Here is a 17,378-nt window from a genome sequence, read left to right as displayed (position 1 = left end):
TTCCTTATGTCTTCACAATATCGCCAAATAATTTCTTAGCAAATTCTACATTGGGATTTTGTTTATTTTTATACTTATCTAAATTTGGCAAATTAATAATTTTAATTTCTTCGCCTTTTTTGCTTGCTCAATTTTCTTTACAATATTTTATAGCATTATCAAGCTGGTTACGCGTTATTGCAACAACATTTGTGTATCTACCAAAAATGCTATTAACAGCCTCAATAAAATCAGGACTAGTTCTTTTTAAATTTAGTTGATGAACCCTTGCAATGTCTTCACTTTTTAAAACAATGAGGTCATCAATACTATAAAATATTTTAAAATCTGTCAACAAAGGAATCAAATATCCAAGTTCCTTCTTAATTCTTCTTTCAATCATATTGTAATACATAGTATCAATATCTGTCTTAGCCTTGGAATCGTAATTATAAATCTTCATTCGCACGTATTGGTAAATAAAAACAAGCGAATTAACCTCATCTTGGTCTAACTCTGCCTTAAGGATTTCGACAGTCTTAGAAGGGGCAAGATCATTATACTCAGCACTAATAATATCATTTAATAAATCTGAATTCTCATATTCCTTGGCCGTTTCTACAATAAGAATTTCTGATGTTTTTTCAAGCAATTGATCAACATTTATTTCTTCAATTCCAACATCTTTGAGCTCTTTTTTGATTGATTGTGTGCTAATTTCATTAGGAGCTTCAAATTGATTAGAAATGCTTTTAAGATCAAAAATTGAATTAAATTGTTTATGATTATCATTATTAGCAATTTCGTCATCAACCAGTTGGAAATCATTATTCAAATTATATTGATGAACTTTTTCTTTATTATTAAATGAAAAATTATTATCTTCAATATTTTTTTTGATAATCCCATCATTTAAATTATTTTTCTTATAAGAAGACATCTTTAATAAATAAAGATCAATAAGTTCTTTGGGAATATCAGAATTTTTTGAATCTCTTATTGCGCTTTGAATTAATTCTATATATTTAAATAAAGCTTCATCATCAATATCAAGTTCACTAAGTTGCTGTTTATTAGCAAACTCTAATAATGATTCGTCATGAGTTTTTTTCATAATTATATAGTCTTTAAATGCCTTAAATATTTGCAGAACAATTTTTTCAATGCTAGCGCCATTTTCAACCAAATAATTAAACTTGTCAATTAAGGGCTTATGCTCGTTGGCACATATACATTTTATTAAGTATCAGATATTTTGAAAATCTACTATTCCGAAGAGCCTTTCTATTGCTTCTTTAGTTATTTCTTCATTTGCACAATAAATAGCGACTTGATCAGCAATACTTAACGTGTCTCTAAAACTGCCATTACCCAAATCAACAATTAACTTAATGGCATCATCCTTTGCTACTATATTTTCTCTCTTAAAGATATTAACAAGCTGATTAAATAATACTTTTTTATCAATCTTTTTAAAGTTAAACCTTTGAACACGACTTAATATTGTTAGCGGGATCTTCTGAGGATCAGTGGTTGCTAAAATAAATATAGCGTGTTTTGGCGGTTCCTCGAGAGTTTTTAGAAGAGCATTAAAAGCTGCTTTTGATAACATATGGACTTCATCAATAATATAAATTTTATATTTACCATTCGTAGGCAAATGTTTGATTTTCTCTTTAAGTTCTCGAATATCTTCAATTCCGGTATTTGAAGCAGCATCGATTTCAATAATATCAATATTATTATCAATCGATTTAATGCATTCTAAACATGGACTTTCTGAGCTACGGTGGATACAATTAATAGCATTTGCAAAAATCTTTGCTGTCGAAGTTTTACCATTACCATGCGGACCACAAAATAGATAGGCATGGCCAATTTTGTTTTCATGAATAATATTTTTTAGTGTCTCTACTATGTGTTGTTGTCCACAAATTTCCTCAAATGTCTTTGGACGATATTGACGATATAGAGCTAAATATTTTTTTGTGATCACAGAACTCTCCCTAAACATAAATAATATATTTTATACCAATGTTTTAAATTTAAAAAACACAATAACCTTTAGTTAAAGGTCTATCAAAAAAGCAAAGGTATTCTATGCTATTATTGTATTAAATTATATAAGCAAAAATTATCAAAACTTCTTTTTTTAAAAAAATCATGTTAACATAAAACAAACTATTATTATTGAAATTAAAAAACATTTACTAAGTTCTAACTAATAGTAAAAAGTATTTATTTTAATATATATAATAATAAATATGAATAAAATTGATAACCTAATCAAGTCACAAATCAAGCGCAATTTCTACACTTTCTTTGTATTAGTAATAGTAGCTCTATTGGCATCCGTTATACAAATAATTGCTTCAGCATTATTAAAAAAAGACATCAATAAAAATTTATTAATTGGAATATTAGCTATAATTACACTAACAAATATTATTATGTTGTTAACTAGCCTTAGCTATATGCCAATATTTAAGGAAAGAAAAAATCTTAATCATAATAAATTATTAAAAACCGTTTTTGGTCTAGTTATTGCTTTAATTGCTTTTATTTTAATTTTTTTTCTACTAATATTTCTAATCAATGGGACTCACCAGGCTATAATAAATGCTTACTTACAAAAAAATCTACATAGTAAGGAAAAGAATATTAATTTATTCATGAATTTAAAAATAATCAAGTTAATTTTTGATTCTCTTCTAATTTTAAATATAATTACAATATTGGGAATAAATATTACAATTAAAAAAAGAGGTGGCATCTTAAATGAAATACGTTAAATCATGCGGCGCAGTAGTGTTAAATAATATTGAATCTAAATTATATGTTTTGCTTGTTCAACAAACAGCCGGCCATTGGACTTTTCCTAAGGGACATATGGAAAAAAATGAGACAGAGATCGAAACAACACTAAGAGAAGTTAAAGAAGAAACAAATGTTGATATTGAAATCATTGATGGCTTCAAAGAAAAAACAACATATTCTCCATTCAAAAACACAACTAAAGATGTTATATTTTTTTTAGCAAAACCAAAAAATTTTGATATAAAAAATAAGCCAGGAGAAATAGAAATAGTTGAGTGAGTTGGAATTGAAGAAGCTATGGTGAATCGCATTACTCATGACTCAAACCGGGAAGTACTCCAAAAAGCTGTAAATTACTACATCATTAATTGTTGAAAATATAATAAATAAAATCTGGATTTAATCCAGATTTTTTATTATTTCTTTCCGCCGGGGTAGTGTAGTAAATTTTGTGTAAATTTATCTCCTGGTTACTTTTTGAGTAAGAGATTTGAGAATAGCAATCACACAAATCTAAATTTATTATTCAAAAATAACCAAATAACATAACAAAATCGGAAATTTAATCTCCGAAATGTTATTTGGTTATTTTAAATTATTATTATTCGAAAATTATTTGCAATTGGTTATAAACAACCCCCTCAGTTAGGAACGGATTTATCTCATTTTTCAACTTTATTTTGAATTGCAAAATAAACTATTTTTATTAAAGAGTCATCAGTAGGAAATGAAGTTTTATTTTTAGAAATTTTTCTAATATTTCTATTTAAATTTTCAATAACATTTGTTGTATAAATTAGTTTACTAATTTCCGCTGGAAAATTAAAAAAGTAACTAATTCATCGAAATTATTTCTTCAAATTTTGACTGCATAATCATATTTAGAATCTCATTTTTGTTCAAAAATTTCAAGAAGCCTTGAAGCCTCATCCAGGTTGCTGGATTTATAAATATTTTTCATATCTTGGGTAAATTCTTTTCAATTTATAGTTAACATGTTTTGTCGAATTTCTTATTTGATGAACTATGCACTTTTGAATTTGTGTTTTATAATAAACAGCTTTGATTGCTTCGTTAATTCCCACTAAATTATCACTCGCCATGAGATAAATCTCATGAACTCCACTTAATTTAAGGTCATTTAGTACTTGAATTCAATATTTTGCACTTTCAGATTCCCCGATTCAGAACCCCAAAACATCCTTATATCCTTCCAAGGAGTATCCCATAACTATGTAAACTGACTTTTCAACAAGTTTATTTTCTTCTTTAACTTTAAACCTTATTCCATCAATAAAAACCATTGCATAAGTTTTTTCTAAAGGTTTATTTCTTCACTCCGTTATGTGTGGAATTATCTTTTCAGTTACTCTGCTAACGAAAGTAGCGTCAACTTCAACTCCGTACATTTCCTTAAGAGTTTGAGAGATATCTCTTGTTGAAATTCCTTTTGAATAAAGACCGATAATTTGGCTTTCAATTTTAGAAATATCATACTGGTATTTTGGAACTATTGTTGGTTCAAATTCAGAGTTTCTATCCCTCGGAATTTGAAGTTCAATTTCACCTAAATTGGGTCTTACATTTTTAGAATAACTACCATTTCGATAATTATCCTTTATCGCTTTTTCACGCTCATATCTATCGTAACCAAGGTGTTTTTTCATCTCTTCTTCTAGCATTATTTGAATAAGATCCTTGGTATTTTGCTTAATAATTTCGCAAACCTCTTCCTGAGTTGCTGGTTTATATTTATCATATAATTCTTTTGCACTTAGCATTTTAATTTCTTTTTTTGACATATTAAAAAATCTCCTATATAAATATTTTGAGTTTAAATATTTGCTATTAGGAGATTTTTACACAAAATTATCTGCAGTTCCAAAAATTCTTTTAGCTTAACTTAATAAACTACATAAAATGGAATATTTATTTTTTTATACTTAAAGTGGGGAACACAGGATTCATATCATAAATGATATTGAATCCCCCCTTTAGAGATTCAAAAAGTTTATCTACTAATTCAGTAGCACTAGGCAATCCTTCTTCATCATCAGAAATTCAAAGTTCATTATGCTCTGGTTCATTTGGAGAGACCTCATCAGCGCCTTCATCTCACTCTCAAGGACTATTATGCTCTGGTTCATAGGTTTCTCATGGTTCACTTGATTCAGGTTCATTTGAAGAGAATATATCTAACTCATTTTCGATATAGTCATCTTCTAGTGGAAAATCAAAAGCATGTTGTGTTCCGTCATCTTTGGATTTATCATAGTATTTATATCATTGTTTGTAGTATAAATTATCAATTGTTTTTTCGATTAATTCATTAGTTGGGTCACTAAAATCAATTTCAATTTTTGGTGCTTCATTTTTTATATTATTTATAAGATTATTGTTAGTATTGATTGAATCAACTGAGTCTAGTTTAATTGCATTCTTAATTAATAGATCTTTAATTGGTTTATTTTGTTTTATTAAGTCTGTAAGAACTTCTTTTGAATGATGTTTCTTTAAATCTTCATAAACAATTTTAATATTATCGCCAAACTGTTGATTTTTATCTTTATTTGGAGTTTCTGGCTTCATTGGTTCAGCTGGTTTTTCTGGTTTTTCTGGTTTTTCTGGTTTTTCTGGTTTTTCTGGTTTAGCAGGATTTGCACATGATAAAGCTATAACTGGTGTTGCCAAAACAGGTAAAAATCCTAGAAAAAGTAATTTGCTTTTTTTCATTTTTCTCCTTATATTTACATTAAGTTTATAAAGCAAATTTTATAGTATTTTTTTTTTTTTTTGTTTTGGCAAAATTTCGCGATTAATGCTCTAATTATGACCAAAATTTTAGACAAAGCCAAGGCATTTATGATGTCACTTTTTACTACTTAGCATTATTCTAATTTACGTCTTTGATCTAATAAAAACATATTTACTGTAAAAATATCACTAACATAAATTTGTTTTATTTAATTCGCTATTCAATCATTAAACTAAGAAATAAAAAAATGGCAAAACAGCCATTTTTTTGAGCATACTAATTTAATTTGTTCTTTTTGTTGAGGAATCAAAACCCTCTAATTTTAGTTTAAATTCGCGCAAAACTTCATTCTTTTGATTATTAAGAATTCCAATTATTTCTTCTGCGATTTTTCCTTCAGAAACTAGCCGTTTTCTTTCTGATTCAAGTAAGAAGTTAATAAATTCATTTGCGGCATTAATGCTTTCTTGAATATTGTTTGGATTAGTATTATTTGACAATCAAAAAATCAATTTGGCTATTTAAGGAAGGCAACGACTCATAGTTATTCAATAAGTTAATACTGCATTCCATTGCTATTCTATCAGTAAGTTCCTTATTTTTTTTTGATCATACTAAACTGGAACGAGCTCACGATTATAATAAGCTGCTTATTATATATTTGCAAACAGTTCTAACATTCTTTATAAATAAGAAACTAAAAATCGTATCCTATATTTAGACACGGATTTTTATATAAATTTACTTTTTTTCAACGCTTGCTGAATTTTTTAATCATAATTTATTCAATTTATAAGCATTTTTTATAGTTTTTCCTTACAAAGTATCCTTACTTACTAAAAAATAAAATTATCTAGTTCATTTTCTCATCCGACACCTTTTTTGTGGAGTATCTAAGATTATATTTTTTGGTAATGAATTTCCAACCAATCAATTTTTAATATGTTTATTTTTATGTCTAATATCATTTAGAGTATCCTTTGGCAGAATATTTTTAATAGTTTCATAAACTGATTGTAAATCATTTTTGTTCACTAGTTTTAGAATTTATAGATGCTAGATTTTTAGTGGTTTGGTTTGTTCTAGTTTATAGTATGATTTGTTTTATAAGTAAGGGCTGCAAATTACTACTATTAATGTTGGCTAAAGTTCTGAAAAGTAATTTTCTTTTTTTATTATTCTCCTCTTGTTCTATTTGAACAATGGGGCTTTTTGTATATAATTTTCAATTTTTATTCACAAAATATCTAGGCTTTTGAATATGCATCGCATTTTTGTTCTTAACTTCAACAAGGTATTTTAGCTTAAAAACGGCATTTTTTAGCCATGCTTAATAAGTTTTATTCGCATTTTAATATTAATTTTTAACCCTATTGATAATAAAAACCAGACTTATATCTGGTTTAGAATAAAAAATTAATTATTATAAAATTTAATTTATTTTAAATGTAAAGCCATCTTTATCACTTTGGATACCATAGTTTCCTAAACTACCGCTAAGTAGATTTGCCAAATAATCGGCCAAATTACTTGCATCTTGTGTTGTTTGTAAAACTTTTGGCTTAGATGGTTCATCATCTTCATCCCATGGTTGATTATGGTCCGGTTCATAAAATTCTCATGGAATATTTTCCTCTGGCAGATCTAGCGGATACACATCAAAATCAAAGGTTCCACCTTCATCAAGAGGAAAATCAAACCCTTGTTTGCCTTCTTTTGATCTATCATAATGTTTATATAAATTCTTGTAATAAAAATTATCAATTACATTCTTAATTTCTTCACTAGTTGGGTCACTAAAATCAATTTCAATTTTTGGTGCTTCGTTTTTTATATTATTTATAAGATTATTGTTGGTATTGATTGAATCAACTGAGTCTAGTTTAATAGCATTCTTAATTAATAGATCTTTAATTGGTTTATTTTGTTTTATTAAGTCTGTAAGAACTTCTTTTGAATGATGTTTCTTTAAATCTTCATAAACAATTTTAATATTATCGCCAAACTGTTGATTTTTATCTTTATTTGGAGTTTCTGGCTTCTTTGGTTCTGCTGGTTTTTCTGGCTTCATTGGTTCAGCTGGTTTTTCTGGTTTAGCAGGATTTGCACACGATAGAGCTATAACTGGTGTTGCCAAAACAGGTAAAAATCCTAGAAAAAGTAATTTGCTTTTTTTCATTTTTCTCCTTATATTTAATTAAGTTTATAAAGCATATTTTATAGTATTTTTTTTTTTTTTTTGTTTTGGCAAAATTTGTGTCTAATAAGGCAAAAAATAGGTTAGCAAATCATCCTAAATATCACAAAAGCACAAGAAGTTAAACCTAAAATAACTCCTCGTGCTTTATTAGATTGATTATAAATTTCAATATTTTATTTTAGTTTTTTATCGATCTTGGTTCAAATATAAAGTTTGGACCCTTACCTTCTATTCCTTTTAAGAATAAATCGGCAAGCTCTGCAAAATCTGTAAAAACCATAGGTTGTTTTTTGGCTTCTGTTTCCTTTAACTCTGGCGACTTCATTTGTGATTTTGAATCTTGTTTAGAATTATCTTTGCCTTCCTCATCATCAGAAATCCAAGGTTCATTATTATCAGGCAATTCTTGTCATGGTCTCCCTTCTGATTTGGAAACAATTAAATCCTTATTATTATCATCAATAGAAAAGTCAAAATTTTGATTCTTTCCATCATCTTTTTTAGGGTCATAAGTTTTTTTATCAAAACTCTCTTCGCTTTTTGTTTTAATATTCATATTTTCGGCATTTGTAAAACTTAATTCACCTGGTTCATCATCTTCATCTCAAGGTTCGTTATAGTCTGGTTCATTATTTTGCATTGAAATAACACCTAAATCTGTATAACCATCATCAAGAAAATCAAATCCGTGTTTGCCATCATCCTTAGTTCTGTCGTATTCTTTATATAAATTCTTGTAATAAAAATTATCAATTACATTCTTAATTTCTTCATTAGTTGGGTCACTAAAATCAATTTCAATTTTTGGTGCTTCGTTTTTTATATTATTTATAAGATTATTGCTAGTATTGATTGAATCAACTGAGTCTAGTTTAATAGCATTCTTAATTAATAAATCTTTAATTGGTTTATTTTGTTTTATTAAGTCTGTAAGAACTTCTTTTGAATGATGTTTCTTTAAATCTTCATAAACAATTTTAATATTATCGCCAAACTGTTGATTTTTATCTTCATTTGGAGTCTCTGGTTTCTTTGTTTCTGGGTTTTCTGGTTTCTTTGGTTCAGCTGGTTTTTCTGGTTTTTCCGGTTTAGCAGGATTTGCACATGATAGAGCTATAACCGGTGTTGCCAAAACAGGTAAAAATCCTAGAAAAAGTAATTTGCTTTTTTTCATTTTTCTCCTTAAAATTTTATGAATTCAAGCTATTCCCAAACATTTTTTAATTATGTCTAGAAGAATTGGCGCAAGTCATAATTATAATTTATTTTTTTTTTTTTTTTTGTTTTTGGTTAAAAAAGATAATTTAAACTGGTTTGAGAATAAACTATATCTAAACCTATTACTTCAATTTCAATTAAAATTAAGAAGAAAAAATAAAGATAGATATTTAAAACCATATATTAAGGTACAATTGATAACATAATATTTTTTTATAATTTAATTCTTTCTTTGTCATCAAGGTTTTTAAAATAATCATTTTCTTAATTGATTAATTTTCTATCATGTTTATCGGTCTTCGCGATTTACTTAAAGACCATCCACAAGAAATATTTATTTAATTCACTATAGCAAGGTTTAACATTGCCTTTAGATTCTTTTTTCATTTTTTCTATATGAATTTCTAAAACTTGTTAAATTATTAGTTTTTAGTATATAAATGATTTTTTATTTGTTTCATTGGTTCATCTAATTTAGCAAGATTTGAATAAGTTTAGTTAATAATTAATTTGTTAGAATAACAAAACAAAAAAATAGTATAGTTTTATACATTATTTTAGCTCAAAGGCATATTTTGAGACAATTAAGCAAGCTAGGATTGCTAAATAGACAAAAATATATTTAATTATTTTTCAAGACATTTAAACTGAGCACAAATACAAAAAACGCAAGAGAAAACATAATCAATTATCCATCTTTTATTTTTGGAAGTAATTTAAAAATTAAATAATTTAAACTAAAAAATCTATGCTAATTAAGTTTATGCTTTTTGCAACAACCATGCATTGTTATCAATTTAATGTAAGCAAAAAAGCTTTATATTATTACTAATTGCTTTTTTAGTTACTATTAACCCTATTTACCTAGGAAAATAGTGATAATGTAATATAATATTTTTATTAATAAAACCTAATACTAAGGAGAAAATATGCGAAAAATAAGTTGATTTTTCTTAGGTCTTTTACCAACAATAGCAACCGCAGCGGTTGCATTTTCATGTGTAAATACAAAAACACATAATATACCAAACCCAAAACCTAGCCCTGACAAAATATCTGATACTCCTAAGAAAAAACCTAAAGTTAAAGAACAAAAAAATGATTTACAATCAGTTTATGAAACTATTAAAAGTATTCTACCAAAGGATACTCTAAATGATATTAGACATAAAAATAAACATATTAAAAATTTATTGATTGGAAATTTATTACCAAAAGATCTGATCCCTGATCTTCCAAAGGATCAAGACACTAGCTCAAATATTTTGAATGGTTTTAAAGGACCAAAATTTGAAATTGATTTTAGTGATCCAACTAATGAATTAATCAAAAAAACAATTGATAATTTATACTACAAACAATGATATAAATACTATGATAAATCCAAAGATGACGGAACACAACATGCTTTTGATTTTCCACTAGAAGATGACTATATCGAAAATGAGTTAGATATATTCCCATCAAATGAACCTGAATCAAATGAACCATGAGAAAACCATGAACCAAATCATAATAGCCCTTGAATTTCTGATGATGAAGAAAGATTGAGTAGTCCTACCACATTAGCAACTAAACTTATTAAATCTCTAAAAGGCGAATCAAATATTATTTATGATATGAATGATAATTTGGTTCCGTTATCTAAACTAAAATCACCTAACAAAAAAAAAATTGGTTGATGAAATTAAAGAAGAATTTAGAAATTTAATTAGTACTGAAACACAAAAAATAAGTCCTGTATATGATGATAAATTTTTTGGAAAAGAAGTATCTGCAACAACTACTGACATTAAAAATCATTTTGAAAAATTAATAAATGATAGCACAACAGTTGGTCAAGTGTTGGAATACATTAGTACAGTAAAAAAATATGTCGAAACTGAAATAATGCTAGCAAACATGTATAAACCTTTTAAAGATTTTGGAAATACATTTAGCATTGAAGGAAACAAAAAATTAAATGAATTACAACTAAAAAATATTAAGTACAATAAGCAAAAACTTATAGAATATCGTAATAACGCATTAGATATATTAAAAAAAAGAAATGAATTTAGTGAATGATTGAAGGAACCAAACCATAATTTTTACTCTAAAACTAATGGCTACGTTGAAAAAATGAAAAACTTCACAAATCAAATCAAAGAGGCATATCAACTTAAAGTTGAAGCAACAAAAAGTATTTTTCTGATTGGTATAGATGACAATAAAGGTCTCAAGCAAAAATACACAGAACAACAAATTATTGACGCCCTTCAAAATAATAATTCAAAACCAAAAGAATTAACTAGCAAAATAGTTGACGATGCACTATTTGGTAGATTATTTGACAAGAAAATTCACAATGTTTTCTTAAAAAAGAAAGGTGGAATAATTGATTACACAAGCCCAAGTGGCTTCACAACAGTTGAATTTCTTGGAAAGATTGAAAAAAGGAATGGAATAAATAAATTAGTTCTTTATGTTGCTTATAAATTTAATAATAAGGTAAAAGGTGATTTTTCAATTACATTTACAAACCATTCAAAACAACAAAGCTATATTGAATTTAAAAAATAATAATTTAACACTAGCAACGCTTGCTAGTGTTTTTTTATCAAAACATAAAGATGAACTATACAAAATTGAAGGTCACATATCAATTATTAAAACTAGTTATTTTAGTTATTTTGATAAAATTTATATATTATTTTTATATTTAAAGAGGTTTATAAATTTATGGATAAAAATGAGTTATTCAAACAAAGATTAATTAAATACATGGAAATTGAGGCTATGTCGCGTTATGAAGAGCCTGTGGTTAATGAGTTGAAAAAATCACTAGGAAATAAAAAATTTGAGATTAGTAGAGATAACCTTGGATCAGTTATATTTAGAAAGAAATCAAAAAATCCTAGTGCGCCAAAAGTTATGATTGCTGCACATATGGATGAAGTAGGGTTTCTAGTTAGAAATATAGATAAAAAGGGGCAACTCTATTTATCTCCTGTTGGAGGTATTTGACCATCAACAGTAATTGGGACAAAAGCAAAATTAGTAACAGAAGAAAGCAAAACCTTTAATGGCGTTTTTGGCCACACAAGCATACACATTATGCAAGAAAATGAAATTTCAAAAGCAATTTCTAATAATGAAATTTATGCTGATTTTGGTTTTAAATCAGATGAAGATGCTAAAGAACAAGGAGTTGGCGTAGGTGACTTAGTATACATGTCAGGTGAAACTATACTATTTAATGATCCTAATTTATTGGGTGGAAAAGCAATGGATAATAGAGCTGGTATAACTGTTCTAGAATACGTTGCTAATGCCATCAACGATAAAGATCTTGATGTTGATCTCTACTTAGTTGGCACAGTGCAAGAAGAGGTAGGAACAAGAGGGGCTAGAACTAGTGTTTCATTAATTAAGCCAAACATAGCAATTGCTCTTGATACATGCGCATCACATGACACCCCTAACACAATCCCAGGAAATACTTTATTATACAAGGGTGCTGCTCTAAGAATAAAGGATCGTGGTACAATGATGGACCCAAAATTAGTTAAAGAATTTCAAAACATATCAAAAAAATATAACATACCTACATATAAATTTGTTGCAATGGGAGGAGGAACAGATGCTCATGAACTTCAATTTGCTCATGGTGGTGCAGCGACTCTGACCATTTCTTTACCACAAAGATATTTACATAGCCCTATAGGTGTTTGTGCAATTTCAGACTTAATTGCTGCCGGAGATTTATTAATTAATTTTCTTCAGGACTTTAATTTAGAAAAATGAGAGGATATCAAATACAAGTAAGAAATATCAAAAGCACATAAATAAAATCGTGTTTAAACTAGTAATATAGTAAATTTTGCGTCAATTTATCTCCTGCTTACTTTTTGAGTAAGAGATTTGAGAATAGCAATCACACAAATCTAAATTTATTAGACAAAAATAACCAGAATTATCAAGCACGTCTTGATAATTTTTCTTATTTATTTCATAAGAAATTATTTTGCTTTCTTCATCCACTTTAAAATCAAAATAATTTCCATATGTTCTATAAATATTTTCATTTAAGTATTCAATATTTTCAAGTTGTTTTGATAATATATTTAAAACCGTATTATATTTTTCAACTTCTAATAATGCTTTTTGTTCATTATAAAACATATAAATAAAATACTTGTTTGTTGAATTTGTAAAAGCTTGCTCGTATGTTTTTCAAGCAAAAACTTTATGTTCAAAATTAAATTTTCAGCATTTTTATATATTTTATCCTTGTTTTTTCTTTAATAAATTACTTAATCTCTTGTTATAAGTTTCTGCCATAATTATAAAGTTAATGTTTTCAGAAATTTTCAATATTGTCTTTTGAAAAATAACCCCGATCCAATACTAAAGCTGCTGATTTATAACGCAAATTTAAAACTTTATCAATCATTTTTTTGTAGTAACTTACATCAATAACTGATTTGGGATATAAATCATAAAAAATTGGTAACCCAGTCTTTGGATCTAAACAATACGACAAGTTTATTTGCAGAAGTCCTTCATCAACATTTGGCTTTCCATATTCAGCATGTTTCATGTTTTTTGAGCTTATATTAAAGTTCGTTAAATCGACAGATAAATATGCGTCATCCGAATATTCTAAATATGTTCTTAATTGTTTTGATCATCTATAATTAAATTCAAGTATTTTTTTGTTGTTATAACTTTATGCAAAAGCATTCATATCGTTTTGAAGGAATTGAAAACAAACCAGAAAAAATTTTATATGCCACTTTTCAAATAATTGCGAAGCCATAGATTCTTCATCAATATAATAAAATGTCAATGCCTTTATTAATTCGCTTTTTGTGTTAAAAATATTTTTTTAATTGTTCATCTATATATAAATCTTTAAAAATTCTAGTTATTGCCAAATATTGCCCGATAGAAATAACGGATGATATTTTTTTATCATCTTCTATGATTGTTATTTTTGTGTCTGGAAAAATTAAAAAATACTCATCATTTGCTATTAATAAGTTGCTATTTTTTTGGATCTATTTTCCCAATATTTACTCTCTTATCAATATTATATTTTTTATCTTTTTTATATTTTGTTCCTGCGGCATAATATACATATTTATTATCATCTTTTCTTATAATTTGAACCTTTTTAGGAATCTTTACTCTTTGATCTTTTATTATCATTTTTACCTCATTTTATTTAGTTTATTTATAACTAAATAAAAATACTTTTCGAGCTAGAAATGTAAAAAATGCTGATTTTTTCAAATTTAATTCTTTTTTGTTTTTTGCTTGAGTTTTATAAAATAATTTACAAAATTACTTCAAGTTTAGGGTAAAAGTATAATAAAAAAAGCCAAGACTGGCTTTTTGTTCCCTGAAAACTGAATATCGACTTTTTTATTTTAGATAACTTCTATAGAATCACTATTAAACCAATCAATTTATTAGTACTGGTCAGCTGAATATATTGCTATACTTACACCTCCAGCCTATCAACCTCATAGTCTATAAGGAATTTAATAGGGAATACTCATCTCTGAGGGGGCTTCCCGCTTAGATGCTTTCAGCGGTTATCCCTGCCGCACTTGGCTACCCAGCTATGCTTCTGGCGAAACAACTGGCACACCATCGGTGCGTCCACTCCGGTCCTCTCGTACTAAGAGTAGCTCTCATCAATATTCCAACGCCCACATCAGATAGGAACCAAACTGTCTCACGACGTTTTGAACCCAGCTCGCGTACCGCTTTAATGGGCGAACAGCCCAACCCTTGGAACCGACTCCAGCTCCAGGATGCGATGAGCCGACATCGAGGTGCCAAACCTTCCCGTCGATGTGATCTCTTGGGAAAGATAAGCCTGTTATCCCCGGGGTAGCTTTTATCCGTTGAGCGACGGCCTTTCCACGAAGAACCGCCGGATCACTAAGTCCTGCTTTCGCACCTGCTCGACTTGTAGGTCTCACAGTCAATCACACTTCTACCTTTATGCTCTTTGATACGGTTTCTGACCGTATTGAGTGTAACTTTGAACGCCTCCGTTACCCTTTAGGAGGCGACCGCCCCAGTCAAACTACCCACCACACACTGTCCTCTTACCAGATCATGGTAACAAGTTAGAAGTTCAACGTAACAAGGGTGGTATTTCAACGACGACTCCACTTGAACTAGCGCCCAAGCATCACAGTCTCCCACCTATCCTACACAAGTTAAATCAAACTCCAATATGAAGTTATAGTAAAGCTCCACGGGGTCTTTTCGTCTAGATGCGGGTCTCCGGCGTCTTCGCCGGAACCATAATTTCACCGAGTCCAATGTCGAGACAGTTAAGAGATAATTACTCCTTTCGTGCAGGTCAGTATTTAGCCGACAAGGAATTTCGCTACCTTAGGACCGTTATAGTTACGGCCGCCGTTCACCCGGGCTTCACATCAATGCTTCGCTAATGCTAACACCTTTGCTTAACCTTCGGGCACTGGGCAGGAGTCACCCCATATACATCATCTTACGATTTAGCATAGAGCTGTGTTTTTGATAAACAGTTCCCCCTTACTATTCACTGCGGCCCACTTGTTATGGTGGGCATCCCTTCTTGCGAACTTACGGGATGAATTTGCAGAGTTCCTTGACATTGGTTTTCTCGCTCGCCTTAGAATACTCATCTTGGGGACGTGTGTCCGTTCTCGGTACGGGTTTCCATAAACTATATGTTAGAAGCTTTTTTAAGAGGTATGAAATCATCCAATTCGCTACTTAGTTGCCCTTTCACTATGCATCATAGCTCCCGGTTAAAAATTTATTATGCGGATTTGCCTACATAACCCAGTTACTATTTACCCCACAATCCAATAAGTGGTAGTACTATCCTCCCCCGTCACTCCATCACATTTATAGAAAGTACAGGAATATTAACCTGTTGTCCATCGGCTACGCCTTTCGGCCTCGTCTTAGGACCCGACTAACCCTGGGTGGACGAACCTTGCCCAGGAAACCTTCCCCAATAGGCGTCAGAGATTCTCACTCTGAATCGTTACTCATACCGGCATTCTCACTTGTAAGCGCTCCACCAGTCTTCACAGTCTGGCTTCAATGCCCTTACAACGCTCTCCTAACGCATTTTCATGCCCGTAGCTTCGGTATTGTGTTTTAGTCCCGTTGAATTATCGGCACAGAGTCTCTCGACTAGTGAGCTATTACGCACTCTTTAAACGATGGCTGCTTCTAAGCCAACATCCTAGCTGTTTAAGAAACTCCACAACCTTTCTCACTTAACACAATTTTGGGACCTTAGCTGACGATCTGGGTTGTTCCCCTCGCGTGCATCGACGTTATCACCGATGTACCGACTGCATAGCAATTCATGATAGTATTCGGAGTTTGATTATAGTCAGTACAGCTAGGCGCCGCCATTCCATATTCAGTGCTCTACCCCCATCACTTAACACTACACGCTAGCCCTAAAGCTATTTCGGAGAGAACCAGCTATCTCCAAGTTCGATTGGAATTTCACCCCTACCCACAAGTCATCCGGGCACTTTTTAGCGTACTACGGTTCGGTCCTCCACTTAGTGTTACCTAAGTTTCAACCTGCTCATGGGTAGATCACCTGGTTTCGGGTCTATATCAACATACTAAGCGCCCTATTAAGACTCGATTTCTCTACGGCTTCGCTTTAATCCACTTAACCTCGCATGTTGACATAACTCGCCGGTCCATTCTGCAAGATGTACGCCATCACCCATTAACGGGCTCTGACTAACTGTAAGTAATTGGTTTCAGAATCTATTTCACTCCCCTCCCGGGGTTCTTTTCACCTTTCCCTCACGGTACTAGTTCACTATCGGTGTCTGGTTAGTATTTAGCCTTACCGGGTGGTCCCGGCAGATTCAGACAGGGTTTCACGTGCCCCGCCCTACTCAGGATACTACAAAGAGATACGCACATTTCGCTTACGGGAATTTCACCCTCTATGTTCAAGCATTCCAACTTATTCTGCTATGTGCATATTTTGTAACTCTATAATGTAGTCCTACAACCCCAACAACGAATGTTGGTTTGGGCTTTTCCCCTTTCGCTCGCCACTACTTAGGGAATCATTCTTTATTTTCTCTTCCTGCTGCTACTGAGATGTTTCAATTCACAGCGTGTCTCTTCATTTGACTATGAATTCATCAATATGATAATTAAGTATTAACTTAATTAGGTTTCCCCATTCGGAAATCCCGGATCACAGCTCATTTCCAGCTAACCGAGGCTTATCGCAGGTAATCACGTCCTTCATCGACTTCCAGACCCAAGGCATCCACCAAAAACTCTTATCTTGTTTAATAGTAGTATAAGACCTATTGTTTGTCTATTGTATGATATATTCTATAGGTTGATCTAAACTTTGAAATATTA

At 30.0% G+C, this 17,378-nt stretch carries 16 protein-coding genes and 1 rRNA gene; 5 read left to right on the top strand and 12 right to left on the bottom strand.

Going from position 1 to position 17,378, the window contains the following annotated elements; translation table 4 throughout:
- Nucleotides 1–4: 4 nt before the first annotated feature.
- On the bottom strand, nucleotides 5–1,975 hold the full coding sequence (gene dnaX / locus ACT1UH_RS00510; RefSeq protein WP_444705040.1) for a DNA polymerase III subunit gamma/tau: 1,971 nt from the start codon (nucleotides 1,973–1,975) through the stop codon (nucleotides 5–7).
- A 268-nt stretch (nucleotides 1,976–2,243) separates the two neighbouring features.
- Here dnaX and ACT1UH_RS00505 point away from each other — a divergent pair, with 268 nt between their 5' ends.
- Nucleotides 2,244–2,771 (top strand): hypothetical protein, encoded by a 528-nt coding sequence (locus ACT1UH_RS00505; RefSeq protein ID WP_438340680.1) that lies wholly within the window; start codon nucleotides 2,244–2,246, stop codon nucleotides 2,769–2,771.
- The gene (locus tag ACT1UH_RS00500; protein ID WP_444705039.1) at nucleotides 2,758–3,186 is read left to right on the top strand and encodes a bis(5'-nucleosyl)-tetraphosphatase; all 429 of its coding nucleotides are present in this window, start codon (nucleotides 2,758–2,760) and stop codon (nucleotides 3,184–3,186) included. The genes ACT1UH_RS00505 and ACT1UH_RS00500 overlap by 14 nt, the downstream gene beginning before the upstream one ends.
- Before the next feature lie 236 nt (nucleotides 3,187–3,422).
- On the opposite strand, the gene ACT1UH_RS00495 is transcribed toward ACT1UH_RS00500, so the two are convergent.
- The 7 genes from ACT1UH_RS00495 to ACT1UH_RS00465 all read right to left on the bottom strand — a co-directional run bounded on the left by ACT1UH_RS00495 (nucleotide 3,423) and on the right by ACT1UH_RS00465 (nucleotide 8,925).
- Nucleotides 3,423–3,566 carry a hypothetical protein gene (locus ACT1UH_RS00495; RefSeq protein WP_444705175.1) on the bottom strand — a complete coding sequence of 48 codons (144 nt, stop codon included), beginning with the start codon at nucleotides 3,564–3,566 and terminating at the stop codon, nucleotides 3,423–3,425.
- A 26-nt stretch (nucleotides 3,567–3,592) separates the two neighbouring features.
- Nucleotides 3,593–3,757 carry a transposase gene (locus ACT1UH_RS00490; protein ID WP_444705038.1) on the bottom strand — a complete coding sequence of 55 codons (165 nt, stop codon included), beginning with the start codon at nucleotides 3,755–3,757 and terminating at the stop codon, nucleotides 3,593–3,595.
- Nucleotides 3,741–4,598, bottom strand: coding sequence for an IS256 family transposase (locus ACT1UH_RS00485; protein ID WP_444705037.1), 858 nt, complete (start codon nucleotides 4,596–4,598; stop codon nucleotides 3,741–3,743). The genes ACT1UH_RS00490 and ACT1UH_RS00485 overlap by 17 nt, the downstream gene beginning before the upstream one ends.
- Before the next feature lie 127 nt (nucleotides 4,599–4,725).
- Nucleotides 4,726–5,529 carry a hypothetical protein gene (locus tag ACT1UH_RS00480; protein WP_444705036.1) on the bottom strand — a complete coding sequence of 268 codons (804 nt, stop codon included), beginning with the start codon at nucleotides 5,527–5,529 and terminating at the stop codon, nucleotides 4,726–4,728.
- A gap of 303 nt (nucleotides 5,530–5,832) precedes the next feature.
- On the bottom strand, nucleotides 5,833–6,051 hold the full coding sequence (locus ACT1UH_RS00475; RefSeq protein ID WP_444705035.1) for a hypothetical protein: 219 nt from the start codon (nucleotides 6,049–6,051) through the stop codon (nucleotides 5,833–5,835).
- 932 nt (nucleotides 6,052–6,983) lie between these two features.
- Nucleotides 6,984–7,730: a hypothetical protein gene (locus ACT1UH_RS00470; protein ID WP_444705034.1), complete on the bottom strand. Its 747-nt coding sequence runs from the start codon at nucleotides 7,728–7,730 to the stop codon at nucleotides 6,984–6,986.
- A gap of 199 nt (nucleotides 7,731–7,929) precedes the next feature.
- Complete coding sequence (locus ACT1UH_RS00465; RefSeq protein WP_444705033.1) at nucleotides 7,930–8,925, bottom strand: hypothetical protein; 996 nt, start codon at nucleotides 8,923–8,925, stop codon at nucleotides 7,930–7,932.
- Between the two features lie 973 nt (nucleotides 8,926–9,898).
- On the opposite strand from ACT1UH_RS00465, the gene ACT1UH_RS00460 reads away from it, so the two are divergent.
- The 3 genes from ACT1UH_RS00460 to ACT1UH_RS00450 all read left to right on the top strand — a co-directional run bounded on the left by ACT1UH_RS00460 (nucleotide 9,899) and on the right by ACT1UH_RS00450 (nucleotide 12,776).
- Nucleotides 9,899–10,660 carry a hypothetical protein gene (locus tag ACT1UH_RS00460; protein ID WP_444705032.1) on the top strand — a complete coding sequence of 254 codons (762 nt, stop codon included), beginning with the start codon at nucleotides 9,899–9,901 and terminating at the stop codon, nucleotides 10,658–10,660.
- A complete protein-coding gene (locus ACT1UH_RS00455; protein WP_444705031.1) occupies nucleotides 10,644–11,531 on the top strand; it encodes a hypothetical protein in 888 nt (295 codons plus the stop codon). The genes ACT1UH_RS00460 and ACT1UH_RS00455 overlap by 17 nt, the downstream gene beginning before the upstream one ends.
- A gap of 159 nt (nucleotides 11,532–11,690) precedes the next feature.
- A complete protein-coding gene (locus tag ACT1UH_RS00450; protein WP_444705030.1) occupies nucleotides 11,691–12,776 on the top strand; it encodes a M42 family metallopeptidase in 1,086 nt (361 codons plus the stop codon).
- Here the strand turns inward: ACT1UH_RS00450 and ACT1UH_RS00445 are convergent.
- The 4 genes from ACT1UH_RS00445 to ACT1UH_RS00430 all read right to left on the bottom strand — a co-directional run bounded on the left by ACT1UH_RS00445 (nucleotide 12,744) and on the right by ACT1UH_RS00430 (nucleotide 17,308).
- Nucleotides 12,744–13,133, bottom strand: coding sequence for a hypothetical protein (locus ACT1UH_RS00445; RefSeq protein ID WP_444705029.1), 390 nt, complete (start codon nucleotides 13,131–13,133; stop codon nucleotides 12,744–12,746). The genes ACT1UH_RS00450 and ACT1UH_RS00445 overlap by 33 nt on opposite strands.
- Nucleotides 13,134–13,302: 169 nt before the next feature.
- Nucleotides 13,303–13,581 carry a transposase gene (locus ACT1UH_RS00440; RefSeq protein ID WP_444705174.1) on the bottom strand — a complete coding sequence of 93 codons (279 nt, stop codon included), beginning with the start codon at nucleotides 13,579–13,581 and terminating at the stop codon, nucleotides 13,303–13,305.
- Between the two features lie 416 nt (nucleotides 13,582–13,997).
- Nucleotides 13,998–14,162, bottom strand: a complete 165-nt coding sequence (locus tag ACT1UH_RS00435; RefSeq protein WP_444705028.1) for a hypothetical protein — start codon at nucleotides 14,160–14,162, stop codon at nucleotides 13,998–14,000.
- Nucleotides 14,163–14,404: 242 nt separating this feature from the next.
- Nucleotides 14,405–17,308: ribosomal RNA gene (locus tag ACT1UH_RS00430) — 23S ribosomal RNA — on the bottom strand.
- Nucleotides 17,309–17,378 lie beyond the last annotated feature (70 nt).

The sequence above is a fragment of the Mycoplasma sp. 332 genome, assembly GCF_052378275.1.
Classification (GTDB): domain Bacteria; phylum Bacillota_I; class Bacilli_A; order Mycoplasmatales; family Metamycoplasmataceae; genus Metamycoplasma.
The sequence above is the reverse complement of the archived record's forward strand: the minus strand, read 5'-3'. Positions and strand labels throughout refer to the sequence as shown.